This window comes from Gordonia sp. G4 (assembly GCF_057770005.1).
Genome location: NZ_CM173442.1, coordinates 2,096,756 through 2,111,412 on the forward strand (window position 1 = coordinate 2,096,756; position 14,657 = coordinate 2,111,412).

Annotated in this window: 18 protein-coding genes; 12 read left to right on the forward strand and 6 right to left on the reverse strand. The window is 68.5% G+C overall.

Annotation, left to right across the window (positions count from 1 at the left end; genetic code table 11):
* Positions 1-211 precede the first annotated feature (211 nt).
* Positions 212-520, forward strand: a complete 309-nt coding sequence (locus AC3B5T_RS09265) for a WhiB family transcriptional regulator (RefSeq protein ID WP_004022078.1) — start codon at positions 212-214, stop codon at positions 518-520.
* Positions 521-553: 33 nt separating this feature from the next.
* Here the strand turns inward: AC3B5T_RS09265 and bagB are convergent, their stop codons facing one another.
* Entirely contained in the window at positions 554-1,648 is a 1,095-nt protein-coding gene (bagB, locus tag AC3B5T_RS09270) for an ArsA family ATPase (protein ID WP_044505726.1), read from the reverse strand.
* On the reverse strand, positions 1,648-2,745 hold the full coding sequence (gene bagA, locus AC3B5T_RS09275; RefSeq protein ID WP_055476957.1) for an ATPase BagA: 1,098 nt from the start codon (positions 2,743-2,745) through the stop codon (positions 1,648-1,650). Before bagA ends, bagB begins: the two co-directional genes overlap by 1 nt.
* Positions 2,746-2,788: 43 nt before the next feature.
* Here bagA and sp36 point away from each other — a divergent pair, with 43 nt between their 5' ends.
* The 7 genes from sp36 (at position 2,789) to AC3B5T_RS09310 (ending at position 7,995) form a co-directional block, all read left to right on the forward strand.
* Positions 2,789-2,953: a Sp36 family protein gene (sp36, locus tag AC3B5T_RS09280; RefSeq protein WP_004022081.1), complete on the forward strand. Its 165-nt coding sequence runs from the start codon at positions 2,789-2,791 to the stop codon at positions 2,951-2,953.
* Between the two features lie 2 nt (positions 2,954-2,955).
* The gene (locus AC3B5T_RS09285) at positions 2,956-3,429 is read left to right on the forward strand and encodes a RidA family protein (RefSeq protein ID WP_055476956.1); all 474 of its coding nucleotides are present in this window, start codon (positions 2,956-2,958) and stop codon (positions 3,427-3,429) included.
* A gap of 7 nt (positions 3,430-3,436) precedes the next feature.
* On the forward strand, positions 3,437-4,198 hold the full coding sequence (locus AC3B5T_RS09290) for a TSUP family transporter (RefSeq protein ID WP_010844130.1): 762 nt from the start codon (positions 3,437-3,439) through the stop codon (positions 4,196-4,198).
* Between the two features lie 60 nt (positions 4,199-4,258).
* A complete protein-coding gene (locus tag AC3B5T_RS09295; RefSeq protein WP_055476955.1) occupies positions 4,259-5,509 on the forward strand; it encodes an MFS transporter in 1,251 nt (416 codons plus the stop codon).
* A gap of 38 nt (positions 5,510-5,547) precedes the next feature.
* Positions 5,548-5,778 carry a hypothetical protein gene (locus tag AC3B5T_RS09300; protein ID WP_010844264.1) on the forward strand — a complete coding sequence of 77 codons (231 nt, stop codon included), beginning with the start codon at positions 5,548-5,550 and terminating at the stop codon, positions 5,776-5,778.
* Positions 5,779-5,952: 174 nt separating this feature from the next.
* Positions 5,953-7,095 carry a flotillin family protein gene (locus AC3B5T_RS09305; RefSeq protein WP_035718094.1) on the forward strand — a complete coding sequence of 381 codons (1,143 nt, stop codon included), beginning with the start codon at positions 5,953-5,955 and terminating at the stop codon, positions 7,093-7,095.
* Between the two features lie 78 nt (positions 7,096-7,173).
* Positions 7,174-7,995 (forward strand): MBL fold metallo-hydrolase, encoded by an 822-nt coding sequence (locus AC3B5T_RS09310; protein WP_055476954.1) that lies wholly within the window; start codon positions 7,174-7,176, stop codon positions 7,993-7,995.
* Between the two features lie 111 nt (positions 7,996-8,106).
* Here the strand turns inward: AC3B5T_RS09310 and AC3B5T_RS09315 are convergent, their stop codons facing one another.
* Together AC3B5T_RS09315 and AC3B5T_RS09320 are read right to left on the reverse strand one after the other, a co-directional pair.
* Complete coding sequence (locus AC3B5T_RS09315; RefSeq protein WP_004022089.1) at positions 8,107-8,781, reverse strand: Crp/Fnr family transcriptional regulator; 675 nt, start codon at positions 8,779-8,781, stop codon at positions 8,107-8,109.
* Between the two features lie 183 nt (positions 8,782-8,964).
* The gene (locus tag AC3B5T_RS09320) at positions 8,965-9,228 is read right to left on the reverse strand and encodes a hypothetical protein (RefSeq protein WP_014925136.1); all 264 of its coding nucleotides are present in this window, start codon (positions 9,226-9,228) and stop codon (positions 8,965-8,967) included.
* Positions 9,229-9,560: 332 nt separating this feature from the next.
* Between AC3B5T_RS09320 and nth the strand changes: the two genes are divergently transcribed.
* From nth to AC3B5T_RS09340, 4 genes are read left to right on the forward strand one after another with little or no spacing between them, the layout of a single operon-like run.
* Positions 9,561-10,250: an endonuclease III gene (gene nth, locus AC3B5T_RS09325; RefSeq protein WP_231632811.1), complete on the forward strand. Its 690-nt coding sequence runs from the start codon at positions 9,561-9,563 to the stop codon at positions 10,248-10,250.
* Complete coding sequence (locus AC3B5T_RS09330; protein ID WP_055476953.1) at positions 10,247-10,978, forward strand: TlpA family protein disulfide reductase; 732 nt, start codon at positions 10,247-10,249, stop codon at positions 10,976-10,978. Before nth ends, AC3B5T_RS09330 begins: the two co-directional genes overlap by 4 nt.
* A complete protein-coding gene (locus AC3B5T_RS09335; RefSeq protein WP_055476952.1) occupies positions 10,975-11,811 on the forward strand; it encodes an NUDIX hydrolase in 837 nt (278 codons plus the stop codon). Before AC3B5T_RS09330 ends, AC3B5T_RS09335 begins: the two co-directional genes overlap by 4 nt.
* Positions 11,808-13,001: a MarP family serine protease gene (locus AC3B5T_RS09340; RefSeq protein WP_010844257.1), complete on the forward strand. Its 1,194-nt coding sequence runs from the start codon at positions 11,808-11,810 to the stop codon at positions 12,999-13,001. The genes AC3B5T_RS09335 and AC3B5T_RS09340 overlap by 4 nt, the downstream gene beginning before the upstream one ends.
* Here AC3B5T_RS09340 and AC3B5T_RS09345 read toward each other — a convergent pair.
* Entirely contained in the window at positions 12,916-13,980 is a 1,065-nt protein-coding gene (locus AC3B5T_RS09345) for an alpha/beta fold hydrolase (RefSeq protein WP_035718084.1), read from the reverse strand. The genes AC3B5T_RS09340 and AC3B5T_RS09345 overlap by 86 nt on opposite strands.
* Positions 13,981-13,983: 3 nt before the next feature.
* Positions 13,984-14,490, reverse strand: coding sequence for a phage holin family protein (locus tag AC3B5T_RS09350; RefSeq protein WP_014925140.1), 507 nt, complete (start codon positions 14,488-14,490; stop codon positions 13,984-13,986).
* Positions 14,491-14,657 lie beyond the last annotated feature (167 nt).

Sequence of the window (14,657 nt, forward strand, 5' to 3'; positions counted from 1 at the left end):
TCCGCTGGGGGAGGGCCGAGTGCGGACCGTCCGAACGGATGAGTTTGCACGGTTGTCCCACTTTGTTGCTTCCAGGGGTTGCGCCCCCCAGCACAGATCCCTAGATTGAGTGCAGAATGTGACTCACTTAACAGTTCGCTGCAAATGTGGCTTGAGCAGCGAGGGAGAGACGTTCTCGCAGCTACGCAGATACGACAGGTAGGGGTGGCGGATGGCGACAGCGGCAGTTTCCAACGAAGAGGATCGCTTGGCGTGGGTTGCTCAGGCGCGTTGTAGAGGGGGAGACCCCGACGATCTGTTCGTGCGAGGCGCTGCCCAGCGCAAGGCCGCCACGATCTGCCGCCACTGCCCCGTGCAGCTCGAATGCGGTGCCGACGCCCTCGACAACCGTGTCGAGTTCGGCGTCTGGGGCGGACTGACCGAACGTCAGCGCCGCGCCCTCCTCCGCCAGCATCCGGAGGTCACGTCCTGGTCGGCGTTCTTCGCCGCGCAGCGCCGGCGCCACCGCGACGCGGTCTGAAACCCTTTATCCATCGAGCAGCTGAGCGCGAGGTCAGCCCCGGCCGGTGATCTGCTCGGCCACCGCGCGCAGTGCGGTCACGTCCGCCACCTCGAACGGCAACGCCGGCACCCCGACGATCGGTACCCGCGGATGCGAGGCCGTGAACCGTTGCAGCAGATGGAGTTCGCGCTTGCCGGTGGCCGCCCGATCGGCGTGGATCTCGAGGACGCCCCGGGCGAGGTCGTCGGTGACCGACTCGAGGGCGACCAGCGCGGCCTCTTCGTGGATCGACGTCAGGTTCGGATGGGTCCGGTTGAGGATCAGCCCGGCCAGCGGCATCGACTCCTCCGACAGCCGGTCGACGAAGAACGCGGCCTCACGCAGCGCGTCGGCCTCGGCCGCCGCGACCACGGCGAACTGGGTGCCCGGCTGTTTGAGCAGGGCATAGGTCTTCGCGGCACGGTCCTGGAACCCGCCGAACATCGAGTCCAGTGACTGCACGAACATCGCGACGTCGCGGAGCATGTCGCCGCCGATGATCGTCGCCACGCCGCGCATGGCCAGGCTCATCGCGCCGGTGACCATGCGGCCCACCCCGCGGCCGCCGCCGACCAGCACCTTCATGAGGCGGCCGGAGAGGAACGAACCCAGCCGCTGCGGGGCATCGAGGAAGTCGAGCGCATTTCGCGACGGCGGGGTGTCGACGACGATCAGGTCCCAGTGGTCCTGCTCGAGCAGTTTGCCGAGCTTCTCCATCGCCATGTACTCCTGCGTGCCGGAGAACGACGAGGCCACGGTCTGGTAGAAGGCGTTCTCCATGATCGCCTCGGCCCGCTCGGGCGAGGAGTACTCGAGCACCATCTCGTCGAAGGTGCGTCGCATGTCGAGCATCATGGCGTCGAGCGTGCCCGTGCCGTCGATCGCGACCGGCTGCGGATCGTTGGTGAGTTCGGACATCCCCAGGGACTGGGCCAGGCGTTTGGCCGGATCGATGGTCAGCACGGCCACGGTCCGGCCCTGCTCCGCGGCGTACATCGCCATCGCCGCCGCGGTGGTCGTCTTACCGACTCCACCGGCGCCGCAACAGATCACGACGCGGGTCGACGGGTCGGTGAGCACCGAGCCCATCTTGAGGTCGAGTGGCATCATGCACCCGCTTTCTGGAGGAGGTTGGCCAGCTCGTAGATGGAACCCAGGTCGACACCGTCCCCGAGGGACGGCAGTTCGAGCGTCGGTAGTTCCACCTCGTCGAGCTGGGCCTTCGCGATCTGCTGTGCCTGCAGCCGGGTCGCGTGCTCGATGGTCTCGGTGAGCAGGCCGGCCAGATCCCCGTCCGTGAGCTTGAGCCCGGCAGCGGTCAGGCTGTCCTCGACTCGCCCCGCGTCGATCCGGCCCTCGGCGATCTCGTCGATCACCTCGGCGGGTAGGTGCGGGGCGCTCACGCGGTTGATGACGAGGCTGCCCAGATTGAGGTTCTTGCCCCGCAGCTCGTCGATGGCCTCGATGGTCTCCTGGATGGGCATCGCCTCGAGGAGCGTCACGAGGTGGATGATCGTCTCCTCCGAGTGCAGGAGCCGGACGACGCCCTCGCTCTGGTTGCGGATCGGGCCGGTCTTGGCCAGGTCGGCCATCGCCTGCGTGACGTCGAGGAAGTTCCCGATCCGGCCGGTCGGCGGTGCGTCCACGACCACCGCGTCGTACACGCGGTTGCCCTGCTTGTCGGTGTGGATGATCCGCTCTTTGATCTTGCCGGTGAGCAGCACGTCACGAAGCCCGGGAGCGACGGTCGTGACGAAGTCGATGGCGCCGATCCGCTTCATCGCACGGCCCGCGAAGCCGAGGTTGTAGAACATGTCGAGGTACTCGAGCAGGGCGTGCTCGATGTCGATGGCCAGCGCGGACACCTCGCCGCCGCCTTCGGCGGTCGCGATGCGGGTGTCGGTCGGCGGCAACGGGGCGATGTCGAAGACCTGCGCGATGCCTTGTCGCCCCTCGGTCTCGACGAGGAGCACCTTCTTGCCGTCGGCGGCGAGCGCGAGCGCCAGCGCCGCGGCCACGGTGGTCTTGCCCGTACCGCCCTTGCCCGACACGAAATGCAGGCGGGCGCGGGCAGCGGCCTGCGGCCACTCGTTCTCTCCCGCGACGGAAGAGCGGTCTGTCACGCCGTTGCCGGAGGCGTCGTCTGTCACGCCGGATTCGAGCGACTCACCCGACCCGGATCGCGAGCCCTGTTCATTGGCCACCGCAACACCTTATCCATTGACCGTCGCCAGATAGGGTGAGTCCATGAGTGAAGTGACCGCGTGGGAATACGTGACGGTGCCGCTGCTGACGCACGCCACGAAGCAGATCCTCGATCAGTGGGGTGCCGATGGCTGGGAACTGGTTTCGGTTCTGCCCGGTCCGACGGGCGAGCAGCACGTCGCGTACCTGAAGCGACCGAAGGGCTGAACATGGCGACCACGTGGACCGATCGTCTCGCCGAGCTGGGCATCGAGCTCCCGTCCGTGGTGCCGCCGGTGGCCAGCTACACACCGGCCGTGCGCACCGGCGACCTCGTCTACACCTCGGGTCAGTTGCCCATGGTCGCCGGCGAGCTGTCGGCGCGCGGCAAGGTGCACGAGGGTGCCGAGGGTGTCGTTCGTCCGGACGAGGCGACCGCGGCCGCCCGGGTCTGTGCGCTCAACGCCCTCGCCGCGATCGACGCGCTGGTCGGGATCGATGCGATCGTGCGCGTGGTCAAGGTCGTCGGCTTCGTCGCGTCCGCGCCGGGGTTCACCGGCCAGCCGAAGGTGATCAACGGGGCGTCGGACGTCCTCGGTGAGATCTTCGGCGACGCCGGTGTGCATGCCCGCTCCGCTGTCGGCGTCGCCGAGCTCCCGCTGGGCGCGCCGGTCGAGGTGGAACTGATCGTCGAAGTGGCCTGACGTCTCGTTGGACGTCGCGCTGCTGATCGTCGCTGCCGCCGCGGCCGGGTGGGTCGACGCCGTGGTCGGCGGCGGTGGTCTCGTCCTGATCCCGGCGATGCTGATCGTCCAACCGGGGCTGCCCACCGCGACGGCCCTGGGGACCAACAAGCTCGCCGCGGTGTTCGGCACCGCGTCGGCCGCGTGGCGCTACACGCGGCATGTCCGGATCGATCTGCGTCGCCTGATCCCGGTGTTCGTTGCGGCCCTGGTTTTCTCGGCGCTCGGCGCGACGGTGGCCGTCGTTCTGCCCACCGAGATCTTCACGCCGATCGTGCTGGTGATGCTGGTCTGCGTCGGGCTGTTCGTCGCACTCAATCCCGGCTTCGGTGGTGACGCGTCGACGGGACCGCGGTCGCGCGTCTCGACGATTGCCGGCCTCGTGCTGGCCGGTGTCGTCGTCGCCTTCTACGACGGGGTGATGGGACCCGGGACCGGGACGTTCCTGATCATCAGCCTGACCGCCCTGGTCGGGACGAGCTTCCTGGAGAGTTCGGCGATGGCCAAGGTCATCAACACCGGCACGAATCTCGGCGCTCTGGCGGTGTTCGGCTTGCAGGGAAATGTGCTGTGGCTGTTGGGACTGGGGTTGGCCGTCGCCAACGTCGTCGGCGCCCAGATCGGATCCCACATGGCGATCGGGCGGGGGAGCTCGTTCGTGCGCTGGGTCCTGCTCGCGGTGGTGGTGGTCATGGTCGGGAAGCTCGGATACGACCTGATCGCCGGGTGAGCACGCGCCGTCACCCGCCAGGGGTTGGCGGAGGCAGGGGGCAGCGTCGATGCTGATCGGGTGAAGATCGACGTAGCCTCCGACCGCCTCGCCCCGCAGCGGCGAACCATCGTCTTGCTCTGCGTGGCCCAGGTCCTCGCCGGCTTGTCGATGGGCGGGGCATTGGCGCTCGGCGCGATCCTCGGTGAGGAGCTGTCGGGGACGGATTCGCTGGCCGGTCTGCCGACCACCGTGGTCACGCTCGGTGCGGCCGCCGCGGGCCTGCCGCTGGCGTCACTGGCGGCCGGGCGCGGCCGTCGTCCCGCGTTGACCACGGGTCTGCTGATCGCCGGATTCGGGACGCTGATCGTGGCCGTCGCCGTCGACCGCGGTTGGTTCGCGTTGATGCTCGTCGGTATGGCCGCGGTGGGGTCGGGCAGTGCGGTGAGTCTGCAGGCGCGGTTCGCCGCGACCGACCTGTCGTCGGCGGCCACACGCGGACGCGATCTCTCGCTCGTGGTGTGGACGACGATGGTCGGCGCGGTGATCGGACCCGCGGTGGTCCCGCTGGGTGCGACCGTCGCAGGCTGGTTCGCGATGGCCGATCTCTCGGGTCCGTTCCTCGTCGGTGCCGCGGGGTGTTTCGGAGCGGCGGCAGTGCTCTTCGTCGGCCTGCGCCCCGATCCGCTCGTCGTGGCGCTCGGCGAAGCCGGCGGATCGCGCACCAAGGTCTCTCTGGCCGAAGGCTTCTCGGCGATCGTGCACTCACCGCCGGCGAGAGCGGCGATGGCTGCGGTGGTGTCGGCGCACGCGGTCATGGTCGGGGTGATGGCGCTGACGCCGGTCCACATGCATCACGGGGGCGCCTCGGTGACGCTGGTCGGACTGTCGATCAGCGCGCACATCGCCGGGATGTACGCGCTCGCACCGGTGATGGGCCTGCTCGCCGATCGGGCCGGCCGGATCCCGGTGATCCTCGGTGGGCAGGCGGTGCTTGTCGTCAGTTGCGTCATCGGATTCGTCTTCGCGGAATCGCAGACGGGCCTCGTCGTGGCGCTGGTCCTCCTCGGTGTCGGATGGTCGGCATCGACGGTCGCGGCGTCGACGCTCCTGACCGACAGTGTGGACACCGCACGACGTGCACCGGCACAGGGTGTCTCGGACACCTCGATGAGTCTGGCCGGCGCGGCCGCGGGTGCGGTCGCCGGGATAGTCGTCGGGACCTTCGGTTACGCGGCGCTGGTCCTCGGGGCCGCAGTGGTCGCCGTGGTGACCGCGGCCTACGTCGTTCTCGACGGAGTCCGCGACCGGCGTCGGACCGCGATGGCCTAGGGTTCTGTCCACTGTCGGGCGATTCGAGGAGGCGTCGGATGTCAGTACCGCAACTCGTCGGACGCACCGGGACCGTGACGATGGCCATCCCGGGAGGCGAGCCCCTCGGCGAGGTCGAACTGCCGTTTGCGGGCGGAACCGAGCGGTTCCTCGCGCGGGCCGCCGGGCCGATCGGACTCGACGAGGCAGTCCTGGTGATCGCGGAGTGGCCCGGCCGCATCGTCGACGTCGAACCGTGGGCGCGGACCCCAGGACCCGAGCCCCGGTGAGCCGGCCCCACGCCATGTGAACAACCGATCGTGGCGAGCCGTTCGATGCGGCAGGATCTGAGTCCGACACACCCGATCGGTCACCTTGTCGCGAAGCAGGCGACACTCTGCCCGCTTCGCTTCCGCACTGCCAGACACGGCGCGCTCGACTCCGCCGACCACGAGGAGAAACCAATGCTCGGCTACTACGTTCCCGAACCCGACGAGGCGATGTTGATCTCGGGCGCCAAGTCCGACGCCGACAACGCGCCGTTCGTCGTGGTGGTGGGACACGGCAAATGGGTCATGCCCTTCTTCCGGAAGGTCCGATTCCTGTCGATGGCACTGCACGAAGCGACGATTCGTGAGGTCTGTGTGACCACGCAGGGAATACAACTGAACGTGCGGGCGGTCATCGCGCACAAGGTCGGCAACGACGTGGCGTCGATCGTGAATGCCGGGCAACGGTTCATCTCCGAGCAGGAGAGCGAGATGAACCAACTGACCGGACAGGTCTTCTCGGGCCATCTGCGCTCCATCGTGGGCTCGATGACCGTCGAACAGATCATCCGCGAACGCGACACCCTGGCCCGTCAGGTGCTCGACGCGTCCAAACGTGAGATGGGATCGATAGGCCTCGTCGTCGACTCGTTCCAGATCCAGTCGATCGACGACATGGACTCCGGTTACATCAACGCGCTGGCCGCTCCCAACATCGCCAAAGTGCAGCGCGAGGCCGCCGTCGAACGTGCTCGCGCAGACCAGGAGTCGGCCAAGGCGCAGCAGGAATCGCTCCGCAATCAGGCCGATTACGAACGGGAGACAGCGATCAAGCGGGCTGCGATCAAGGCCGAGACCGACAAGGCCAACGCCGAAGCCGCCCAGGCCGGGCCCCTCGCTCAGGCCCGGGTGAACCAGGAGGTCATCCGCGAACAGTCCGTGCTCGCGCAGGCGCAGGCCGAACTCCGTGAGCAGGAACTGATCTCGGAGGTCGTGAAGCCGGCCGAGGCAGAGGCGCTACGCCGTCAGATCATCGCCGAGGCAGAGGCCAAGGCGGTCGAGATCCAATCGGCGGCGGCAGCTCAACACAACCGGATCGCCCTCGACCAGCAGCTCATCGAAGCCCTGCCGACTCTCGTCGGCGAGGTCGCGAAGGGACTGAGCACCGCGAACCTCACGGTGTACAACGGCGCCGAGGGGGTCAACGAGATCATGACCGGCGTGATCACCCAGGGCGCCGCGCTGCTGCGAAGTCTGCAGGACCAAGTGGCGCCGACGATGGTCGACGGATCGGCCGATGAGCACCACGTGAACGGCACCCCGGTCCGCGAAAACTGACCAGGCGGTTCGGCCCGGCACGATCGGATCGTCGGGGTCCACCCGGGCGACCACGCCGAGTGGATAGGCTCGGAGACCATGAGCTCACCGAATGACGCCGCACCGACACACCCGGCCTACGGGGTGCTCCGGGAGGTGACCCCGTTCGCATCGGTCCTGTTGTGCGACAACTCCGGGATGATGGAACTCGACGGCACGAACACCTATGTGCTGCGCGCGCCCGACAGCGATGAATGCGTGGTCGTCGACCCGGGGCCGCCGAAGTACAAGCATCATGCCCGGCGCCTGGCCGAACTACCCGGGGTCGCACTGGTGTTGGTGACGCACCGGCACCACGACCACACCGGCGGAGTCTCGCGCCTGCACCGGCGCACCGGCGCTCCGGTGCGTGCTCGCCTCGAGAAGTACTGCCGCAGAGGCGCTCCGCTCCGGGATCGTGAGGTGATCGAGGCCGCGGGCCTACGGATCACGGTGCTGTTGACGCCCGGGCACACGGGAGACTCCGTCAGCTTCCTCGTCGAACACGACGGGCAGCGCGCGGTCCTGACCGGAGACACGATCCTCGGGAGTGGTACGACCGTGCTCGATCCCGCCGACGGTGGGTTGCGCGACTACCTGAACTCGCTGAACCGCCTCATCGTCGAAGGTGAAGGGGCGTCGCTGCTCCCGGCGCACGGCCCGGACCATCCCGACCTGGGACCGGTCGCGCGGTACTACAAAGCTCACCGTGAGGAACGGATCGACCAGATCGTCGCGGCCCTCGACTCGATGGGGGTGTCGGCCCGCGAAGCGAAGCCGATGAAGGTGGTGCGCATGGTGTACTCCGACGTCGACAAGAAGCTGTGGCCCGCCGCGCGGATGTCGGTGAAGGCGCAATTGGAGTATCTGCGAGAGGCCTGACACGACGAAGGCCGCCGGCTCATCGGAGCGGGCGGCCTTCGTGTGGTGCCTGTGTGCCTGGTCCCTCAGGAGCGCGCTGTCTACCTGTCCCCTGAGGAGCGGGCGCAGCTGTCAGCGTGCGCGGCGCGCCAGACGCTCGGAGTCGGCGATGAGGACGCTCTTGCCCTCGAGTCGCAGCCATCCGCGCTGGGCGAAGTCGGCGAGGGCCTTGTTGACGGTCTCGCGCGACGCCCCGACCAGCTGTGCGATCTCTTCCTGGGTCAGGTCGTGGGTGACGCGCAGGGCGCCGCCCTCCTGGGTTCCGAAGCGCTGTGCGAGCTGCAGGAGCTGCTTGGCGACACGACCGGGGACGTCGGTGAAGATGAGGTCCGCGAGGTTGTTGTTGGTGCGGCGCAGGCGACGTGCCAGCACGCGCAGCAGCTGCTCGGCGATCTCCGGGCGGTCCTTGATCCAGGCCTTCAGCGCGTCGCGGTCCATCGACACCGCGCGCACCTCGGTGACGGTCGTCGCGGACGATGTACGCGGACCGGGATCGAAGATGGAGAGCTCGCCGAACATGTCGGACGGTCCCATGATCGTCAGCAGGTTCTCGCGTCCATCGGGGGAGCGGCGGCCGACCTTCACCTTGCCGGACATGATGATGTAGAGCCGATCGCCCGGTTCGCCTTCGTGGAAGATCACATGTCCGCGAGGGAAGTCGACGGGCTGAAGCTGCTTGGTCAGCGCCGCCACGGCGGAAGGCTCGACGCCTTGAAATATGCCCGCCCGCGCCAGTACTTCTTCCACCTAGGGAACCTTTCTCGAAATCTTTGCTACAGCCACGCGTCAGATCGCGCCCTTGGACACGCTACCCCGCGCACAAGCATATGTGTTGGATGGGTCACTGGAAGCTCATTGCGCGTGTGTCCGATCGTCGAGCTGCCGACGCGATGTCCGGGGGCGAGACGACGGCTGACCCGCAATGACCGATCAGCTGGCCCGTTGCGGCGACTCGGTGTGGCCGGCGACGGCCGACTCGTGACGGGTGACGCGACGGTCGCGGAGTTCGTCGAGAGCCGCGGGCATCCCCTCGCGGGCGAGGGTCTGGACGTTCTGGGCGTCGGCCGAGTCGAGGAAGTCCTCGACCTCGTCGCGAGAGACCGCCGAGCGGTCGATCCGGGACTGGACCTTGTCCATGCCCATGGCGAAAAGCATGAGTACAGCCGGGAACAGCAGCGCCGCGAGACCGTGCATGGGGACCAGTAAACACAATGGACCCGCCGGGATCCTCATCCGGAGGGCCGCCGTCACTGACTTGTTACCTGACCGTAGGTTGTGGGTCGGCTGTGCGGTGTGGCCGTTCCCTGGGCCTCCCGGAGGGTATGGATGCCGTTCTGAACTGCGGAAACGCGGAGTCTGACCGCGCTGTCACGGTCGGGCCGCGGGGTCGGGCGCCTGTGGAATCGGGATTGGCGGAGTACATCGCTAACCTGAATCAGGTGAGCGCACGCAAGACTGCGACCGCGGGACCGGCCGTGGCACGCAAGCAGGAGACCCATCTCGGATTGGTCCGGCGTGCGCGGCGGATGAATCGCACCCTCAAGGTCGCCTTCCCGCACGTGTACTGCGAACTCGACTTCACCGATCCGCTCGAGCTCTCGGTCGCGACGATCCTGTCGGCCCAGTGCACCGATGTGCGCGTCAACCTGACCACCCCGGCGCTGTTCGCCCGGTACCGGACGGCCGCGGACTACGCCGGTGCCGACCGCACCGAACTCGAGGAGATGATCCGTCCGACCGGCTTCTACCGGAACAAGGCGAACTCGATCATCGGGCTCGGCCAGGCCCTCGTCGAGAGGTTCGACGGGGAGGTCCCGAACAACCTCAAGGACCTGGTGTCGCTGCCCGGTTTCGGACGGAAGACCGCGAACGTGGTGCTGGGCAACGCCTTCGGTGTTCCCGGCATCACCGTCGACACCCACTTCGGCCGCCTGGTCCGGCGCTGGCAGTGGACCGAGGAGACCGATCCGGTGAAGGTCGAACACGCCATCGGCGAGCTGATCGAGCGACGCGAGTGGACGGACCTGTCGCACCGGGTGATCTTCCACGGCCGCCGCGTGTGTCACGCACGCAAGCCCGCCTGCGGTGTGTGCGTCCTCGCCAAGGACTGCCCGTCGGTGGGGACCGGCCCGATGGACAAGGCCGAGGCCGCCGCCCTGGTGAAGGGTCCGGAGACCGAGCATCTTCTCGCGTTGGCAGGGGTCGTCGCGCCGTGAACGACACCACAGACACCGAGACCGCCGGGAGCGAGGCGAGTCCGTCGTCGCGGAAGGATTCTCGTTTCCCGCCTGCCGCGCGGTGGACCGCCGTCTTCGTGATCGTGATGATCGCGCTGATCGTGGCGATCTGGCCGCGCGGCGGCGAGCCGGCGCCGATGTCGAGCGCGCCGCCGTCGGCGAGTGGGACCCGCCCGATCGACGCCCCGGTCGACGAGGCGCGCGTGGCGGAGGCGCGGAAGGCCGCCGCTCTACCGGATTGCCCGGTCACGGGTCTGCCGGAGTCACCCGATTCCGTCCTCGCGGGCGTCGTCGAGCCCTGTCTGGGCACCGGTGCGCCGTACGACCTCGGTGCGGCGACGGCGGGTCGCCCGCTGGTGATCAATGTGTGGGCGCAGTGGTGTGGTCCGTGCAAGACCGAGTTGCCCTACTTCGAAGAATTCGCCGCTCGTGCCGGCGACCGGGTCACCGTGCTGGCCCTGCACGCCAAGGAAGGCGGCAGCAATCCGTTCTTCCCGTTGACGCTGCTCACCGAGATCGGAGTCCGTTTGCCGTCCGTGCTCGACCTCGACGGGAAGGTCGCCGCGGCCATCAGCGCGCCGCGGGTGTTCCCGTCGACCGTGTTCCTGAGACCCGACGGCTCGGTGGCCGAGGTCTATCCCGGGGTCTTCGACAGTCCGGAGGAGATCGCGGACTCGGTGGCCGAGCACCTGGGCGTGCGGATATGAGCGGGCGTCGCTCTGCCGACGCCGGGCCGCTGGTCTCGCGCGCGGAGATCCCGCCCTGGCTACGAGCCCTCACCGACGACGTCAGCGCCGTCACGAGGAGTGTCGACGGTCGCGGCGGCGACCGGTCGCGCTGGGCGTCGATGCTGCCGACGAAGTCGCGGGCGGCGGCGGTACTCATCCTGTTCTCCGGCTCCTGGGAGGCGGCCGACGACCATCCGGGTGGTCTGCCCGCGGACGCCGAGGTGCTGCTGACCGAGCGTGCTCCGACGTTGCGCCAGCACAGTGGTCAGGTGGCCTTCCCCGGCGGTGCGGCCGATCCCGGCGACGACTTCCCGGTGGGCACAGCGCTTCGCGAGGCGGCCGAGGAGACCGGTCTCGACGCATCCGGGGTGAGCATCCTCGCGACCCTCCCCAGCTTTCCGGTCGGGGTGTCGGGGTTCGACGTCGTCCCGGTGATCGGCTACTGGCACCGTCCGAGCGAGGTGCGCGTCGTCGACGAGGGAGAGACCGCCCGAGTGGACCGGATCAACCTGCGCGAGATGCTCGACCCGGGCAACCGGTTCCAGGTCCGGCGAAAGGCGGTGGGCATCGTCTACAAGGGCCCGGCGTTCTTCGTCGACCGTCTGCTCGTGTGGGGATTCACCGGTGGGCTCGTCGCCGCCATCAGTGAGGTGTCCGGCTGGGACCGTCCGTGGGACTCCGACGACGTGCGTTCGCTGGAGAAGATGATCGAACTCGCCGGCAGCCGTCAGGAGTCCGGGTTCGCCGAACTCCACCACGACGACCGGGAGGTCGTCGACGCCACCGATGTCGAGTCCGGAGGCTCGCGATGACCGGCTCGACCTGGGTCGACGTCATCGTGATCGCCATCGCGCTGCTCGCCGCGGCCAGCGGTTACCGATCGGGTGCGGTCGCCTCGGCGCTGGCGTTCATCGGCGTCGCACTGGGTGCCGTCGCCGGCCTGTTGCTCGCGCCTCGCCTGATCGAACAGTTCGACGACCTGCAGGTGCGGGTGCTCGCCGGGATTCTGGTTCTGGTCGTGCTCGTCGTCGTGGGCGAGGTGGCGGGCATGGTCCTGGGACGTGCGGCACGCGGTGGTATCCGGTCGCCCGGCCTGCGTGCTGTCGACAGCGGCGTCGGTTCGCTTCTGCAGGTGGTCGCGGTGTTGCTGGCCGCCGGTCTGCTGGCGATCCCGCTGCGGGAGTCGGCCGATCCGGCGATCGCCGGGGCGGTGCGTGACTCCAAGGTGCTCACCGGCGTCGACACGGTGTCGCCGCAGTGGGTCGACGACCTGCCGGACGACTTCAAGGCGCTCCTGGACAGTTCGGGGCTCCCGAAGTTCCCGTTCGTCAGCACTCCGTCGACGAACGTCGATCCTCCCGATCAGGCGCTGGCCGAACTGCCGGTGGTGACCCAGGCCCGGCCCAGCGTCGTGAAGATCGAGGGTGTGGCGCCGAGCTGCCGGCAGGCGCTGGAGGGCAGCGGGTTCGTCGTGTCTCCCGAGCGTGTCATGACCAACGCGCACGTGGTCGCGGGTACCGAGCGGCTGGAGGTGCAGACCTCGACCGGGGCACAGCTCCCCGCGCGGGTGGTGCTCTTCGACAGCGAGAACGACATCGCGGTGCTCGACGTCCCGGGCCTGCGTGCCCCGGCCCTGCGGTTCGCCTCGCGACCCGCATCCACCGGGGACGACGCGATCGCCCTCGGCTTCCCCGAGGCCGGACCCTTCTACGTGAGCCCCCTGCGGGTGCGTGCGACGTTCTCGCACACCGGCGACGACATCTACCGCACCGGGCAGGTGACCCGCGAGGTGTATGCCGTCCGCGGACTCATCCGGCAGGGAAATTCGGGTGGGCCGCTGCTCAACTCGGACGGCGAGGTGCTCGGAGTGGTCTTCGGTGCGGCCGAGAACGCCGCCGACGAAACCGGTTTCGTGCTCACCGCCCGTCAGGTGCGCTCCGACTTCGACGAATCCGAGCGGCGAAGCGAACGGGTGAGTACACAGCGCTGCGTCCTCGCCTGACTTTCCGGGCCGGTCGGCGAGGGCCGTCCGCGGTCGGTTCGGGCTCGTGGCGTAGGAACTCGAGGACGTACTCGGTCACCGCGGCCGGTTGTTCCTGATGGACGAAGTGACCGCTGTCCTCGACCTGCCGGTACATCTGGTGCGCCGCCCAGCGGTGGCTGTCGGCCATCGCGTGGTCGAGGATGTACGGGTCGTCGCGGCCGCGGAGGGCGAGCACGGGGAGGTGCAGCCGCTGATCCATGAGCTCCATGAAGCGGGCGCCGTCGGGTCGGAACTGTGAACGGAACGCCCAGCGCCGGTACTCCAGGCTGCAGTGGGCGACGTTGGGGATCAGCATGGCCGACCGGTTGAGTTCCACGGTGTGCGCGTAATCGGGCTGGGCTCGCCAGGAAGCCGACGACCGTTCCGCGAAGTAGTCGGACACGAAGGCCGCGTCGTCGCGGGTGATCTGTCGTTCGCCGAACCGGGGGATCTGGTTGCGCAGGAACAACGGCAGGAACCGTGCCCGCTGGGTCTTGTCGCGCAGTACGCGTCGGCGGAGGGCACGGGGGTGCGGGGACGCGATGACGATGATCCGGTCGACGACTCGTGGGTGCAGTGTGGCGGTCGCCCAGCAGACCAGTCCGCCGTCGGAATGCCCGATGAGGGTGGCGCGGGTGTGCCCGAGCGCGCGGATGAGTCCGTTGGTGTCGCCGGCCAGGGTCCAGCCGTCGTAGCCGCGTGGGGGCTTGTCGGTGTCGCCGTAGCCGCGCAGGTCGACCGCGACGGCGCGGAAGCCGGCCTCGGTGAGCGCGGTCAGCTGATGTCGCCAGCTCCACCAGAATTCGCCGAAGCCGTGGAGCAGCAGCACAAGCGGGCGGTCGCCGGCGGGGACGCCTGCGGGCGCAACGGCGTGGAACCGGACTCCGTTGGCGCGGACGTCGAAATGCTCCCAGTCGCCCGGGAGTCGAACGCTCGAGGGGTCAGGCTCCTCGCTCACGGATCACCCTTCGCGGGCGGGCGGGATTCTCGGGTGCGAGGTCTCGTGCTCTGCGTGACGGTTCGGCAGGACGGTCGGCAGTTCGTTGACCGATTCGATCGTCTTCTTCGGTCCCCGAACCCGTTTGAAGAACAGATAGCCCACAAAGGCCGCGATCAGGGTGACCGTCACCAGGATGAGGAACACGATGAGGAATGCCAGCCAGCGCCAGACCCACTCGTCGAGCAACTCGGCGAGGAAGAAAAAGAAGAAGAAGCTGGAGTACAGCGCCATCACACCGGCGACGATCAGCAGCCCCGTGCCCGCGCCGGCCTTCTTCGCCTCGGTGACGAGTTCGGCCTTGGCGAGCGCGACCTCGGATCGGAACAGGGTGGAGACACTGGTGGTCGCGTCCTTGACCAGGCTTCCGATCGTCGGCTCACCGTTACGGCCGGCATTGGCGTCGGAGAGCGGGATCGACGGGACGGAGTCCCGGCCCGCGTCGGGCAGGCCGTGCTCGTTGGGGCTCACAGAATCCTCCGTTGTTCGGCTGATGGCCATATGTTGCCATGCGAGCGCCGCTGACGTGGCGGCCCACCCATGGGTGCGTCGGGGAGTGCCCGAACGTGCGATGCGCCACCGGCGGGAGTTCGCTGGTGGCGCATCGGGTCAGGACAGCCCCGCAGGGGACGGTCGTC

Bases quoted from the DNA above. Each gene is read 5' to 3' on its own strand.
- AC3B5T_RS09265 (WP_004022078.1), top strand. From the start codon at position 212: ATGGCGACAGCGGCAGTTTCCAACGAAGAGGATCGCTTGGCGTGGGTT.
- bagB (WP_044505726.1), bottom strand. From the start codon at position 1,648: ATGCCACTCGACCTCAAGATGGGCTCGGTGCTCACCGACCCGTCGACC.
- sp36 (WP_004022081.1), top strand. From the start codon at position 2,789: ATGAGTGAAGTGACCGCGTGGGAATACGTGACGGTGCCGCTGCTGACG.
- AC3B5T_RS09285 (WP_055476956.1), top strand. From the start codon at position 2,956: ATGGCGACCACGTGGACCGATCGTCTCGCCGAGCTGGGCATCGAGCTC.
- AC3B5T_RS09300 (WP_010844264.1), top strand. From the start codon at position 5,548: ATGTCAGTACCGCAACTCGTCGGACGCACCGGGACCGTGACGATGGCC.
- AC3B5T_RS09305 (WP_035718094.1), top strand. From the start codon at position 5,953: ATGCTCGGCTACTACGTTCCCGAACCCGACGAGGCGATGTTGATCTCG.
- AC3B5T_RS09310 (WP_055476954.1), top strand. From the start codon at position 7,174: ATGAGCTCACCGAATGACGCCGCACCGACACACCCGGCCTACGGGGTG.
- AC3B5T_RS09320 (WP_014925136.1), bottom strand. From the start codon at position 9,228: ATGCACGGTCTCGCGGCGCTGCTGTTCCCGGCTGTACTCATGCTTTTC.
- nth (WP_231632811.1), top strand. From the start codon at position 9,561: ATGAATCGCACCCTCAAGGTCGCCTTCCCGCACGTGTACTGCGAACTC.
- AC3B5T_RS09335 (WP_055476952.1), top strand. From the start codon at position 10,975: ATGAGCGGGCGTCGCTCTGCCGACGCCGGGCCGCTGGTCTCGCGCGCG.
- AC3B5T_RS09340 (WP_010844257.1), top strand. From the start codon at position 11,808: ATGACCGGCTCGACCTGGGTCGACGTCATCGTGATCGCCATCGCGCTG.